Below are 2,998 nucleotides of genomic sequence, written 5' to 3'. Positions count from 1 at the left end.
GGTGATCAGCACGAACGGGTAGTCGGCATCGGGCCGCTCGGCAGCCGGAATGATGTCCGCCGGCACCAGCCTGACACGACCGTCCGGGGTATCGAAGCGGTCGATGAACACCGTCGGCGCGCCCGGGTCGTCTTCGCTCAGGCAGGGATAGGTCACGCTGGACTCGCGCTGCAGCCGCTCCCAGCTGATGCCCGCAATCACCGCATGCATGGCTTGGCGCATTTCCTCGTAGACCTTTGCTACGCCACTGTGTTCGCCCTCGTAGCGCCAGTCCAGCCCCATGCCGGCGGCCATCTGCTGCACGATCCACAGGTCGGGCTTGGCTTGGCCGGGCGGCGCTATGGCCTGCCGGCCGAGCTGCACCATGCGGTCGGTGTTGGTGACCGTGCCGGTCTTTTCGGGCCAGGCCGTGGCGGGCAGCACCACGTCGGCCAGCCAGGCGGTTTCGGTCATGAAGATGTCCTGCACCACCAGGTGCGAGAGACTGGCCAGCGCATGGCGCGCGTGGTTCAGGTCGGGGTCGCTCATGGCCGGGTTCTCGCCCATGATGTACATGCCGCGCACCTTGTGTGGGTCGTCATCCGGCGCCAGCGCCTTGTCCATGATCTCGACCACGGTGTAGCCGGGCTGGTCATCGAGCGCCATGCCCCAGAAATCTTCAAACCAGGCGTGCGCCGACTTGTCCGTCACGCGCTGGTAGTTGGGGAACATCATGGGGATCAGGCCCGCGTCGCTGGCACCTTGCACATTGTTCTGGCCGCGCAGCGGGTGCAGGCCGGAACCGGGCTTGCCGATCTGGCCGGTCACCGTGCTCAGCGCGATCAGGCAGCGTGCGTTGTCGGTGCCGTGCACATGCTGGCTCACCCCCATGCCCCAGAGAATCATCGCGCCCTTGGCTTGGGCGAACGCGCGCGCCACTTCGCGCAGCGTGGCCGCCGGGATGCCGCAGATCGGCGCCATGGCCTCGGGGCTGTAGCCCTGGACGTTTTCCTTCAGCGCTTCGAAGTTGCTGGCGCGCCGGGCGATGAAATCCTGGTCCGCCAGGCCCTCCTCGATCACGGTGTAGATCAGCGCGTTGAGCATGGCCACGTCGGTGTCGGGCTTGAACTGCAGCGTGCGCCAGGCGTGCCGGCCGATGTCGGTGACGCGCGGGTCGGCCAGCACGATCTTCGCGCCGCGCTTGGCCGCGTTCTTCATCCAGGTGGCCGCGACCGGGTGGTTGGCCGTCGGATTCGAGCCGATGACGAAGATCAGGTCCGCATGCGCCACGTCGTTGACCTGGTTGCTCACGGCCGCCGAGCCCACGCCTTCGAGCAACGCCGCCACGCTCGACGCATGGCACAGGCGCGTGCAATGGTCGACGTTGTTGGAGCCAAAGCCGGTGCGCACCAGCTTCTGGAACAGATAGGCCTCCTCGTTGCTGCCCTTGGCCGAACCAAAGCCGGCCAGCGACTTCTTGCCGTGGGTGTCGCGCAGGTTTCTCAAAGCGCCCGAGGACAGCGCCAGCGCTTCCTCCCAGCTCGCTTCGCGGAACACCGCCGACCAGTCCGCCGTGTTGCGGTTGAGCGTCTGCAGCGCCGCCGGGTCCTTGGCCACGCCGGCCTTGCGGACCAGCGGCACGGTCAGGCGCTGCGGGCTGTGCGCGTAGTCAAAGCCGAAGCGCCCCTTGACGCACAGCCGGCTCTGGTTGGCCGGGCCATCGCGGCCCTCGACGCTGACTATTCTGTTGTCCTTGACGTTGTAGGTCAGCAGGCAGCCGACGCCGCAGAACGGGCAGACCGAATCGACTTTTTTATCGACGATTTGCGAGCCGATCTGGGTCTTGGGCATGAGCGCGCCCGTGGGGCAGGCCTGCACGCATTCGCCGCAGGCCACGCAGCTGCTCTCGCCCATCGGGTCGGCCAGGTCGAACACGATGGCGCTGTGCGCGCCGCGCAGCGCGTAGCCGATCACGTCGTTGACCTGTTCCTCGCGGCAGGCGCGCACGCAGCGCTTGCACTGGATGCAGGCGTCCAGGTTCACCGCCATGGCCGGGTGCGACAGGTCGGCCGGCGGCTGCTCGCGGCGCAGGGTCTGGAGTTCGGGCCGCACGCTGACATCCATGCGCGCGGCCCATTCGCTGAGCTCGCCGTGCTGCAGCGATTCGTCGGCTTCGCTCCATTTGTAGCCCGCATCGGGCATGTCCGACAGCAGCATCTCCAGCACCATCTTCTGGCTCTTCACGGCGCGCTCGCTCTGCGCCTGCACCTGCATGCCGGGCGTCACGCTGCGGCAGCAGCTGGGCGCGAGCGTGCGTTCGCCCGCAATCTCGACCACGCAGGCGCGGCAGTTGCCGTCGGGCCGCAGGCCGTCCTGGTAGCACAGGTGCGGAATCGCTACGCCGTGGCGCCGGGCGGCCTGGAGGATGGTTTCACCCTCGAAAGCGTGGAGGGTTTGCTGGTCGAGCGTGAAGGCGACGGTGGGCACGGTCACTTCGGCAAGTCGGGCGGGAGCGTTCATTCAGGCCACCTCATGGGAAAAATATTTCTGCACGCAGCGCACCGGGTTCGGCGCTGCCTGGCCCAGGCCGCAAATCGACGCGTCCACCATCACCTGGTTCAAATCCTCCAGCGTGGCGTGGTCCCAGACCGGCGCCTCCATCAGCGCAGCGGCCTTGGCCGTGCCGACGCGGCAGGGCGTGCACTGGCCGCAGCTCTCGTTGGCGAAGAAGCGCATCATGTTGAGCGCCGCATCGCGCGCCCTGTCGTGCTGGCCGAGCACGATGACGGCGGCCGAGCCGATGAAGCCGCCGTGCGGCTGCAGGGTGTCGAAGTCGAGCGGCACGTCGGCCAGACTGGCCGGAAAGATGCCGCCCGAGGCGCCGCCCGGCAGGTAGGCGTAGAGCTGGTGGCCGTCCTGCATGCCGCCGCAGTATTCGTCGATCAACTCCCGCACCGTGATGCCGGCCGGCGCCAGCTTGACGCCGGGGTGCCTCACCCGGCCGCTGACGCTGAAACTG

General features: G+C 67.8%; 2 protein-coding genes. Both read right to left on the bottom strand.

Annotated elements, in window-relative coordinates:
• Window positions 1–2,499 (bottom strand): molybdopterin-dependent oxidoreductase (locus tag QZH66_RS14730; RefSeq protein ID WP_305806674.1); only part of this gene is annotated, 2,499 nt, incomplete at its 3' end.
• Window positions 2,500–2,998, bottom strand: a 499-nt coding sequence (locus tag QZH66_RS14725; protein WP_305806673.1) for an NADH-ubiquinone oxidoreductase-F iron-sulfur binding region domain-containing protein, incomplete at its 5' end; no start/stop codon positions are given.

The organism is Stenotrophomonas sp. YIM B06876, assembly GCF_030711595.1.
In the GTDB taxonomy this organism is placed as follows: Bacteria; Pseudomonadota; Gammaproteobacteria; order Xanthomonadales; family Xanthomonadaceae; genus Stenotrophomonas.
This window is presented reverse-complemented; position numbering and strand designations above follow the sequence as displayed.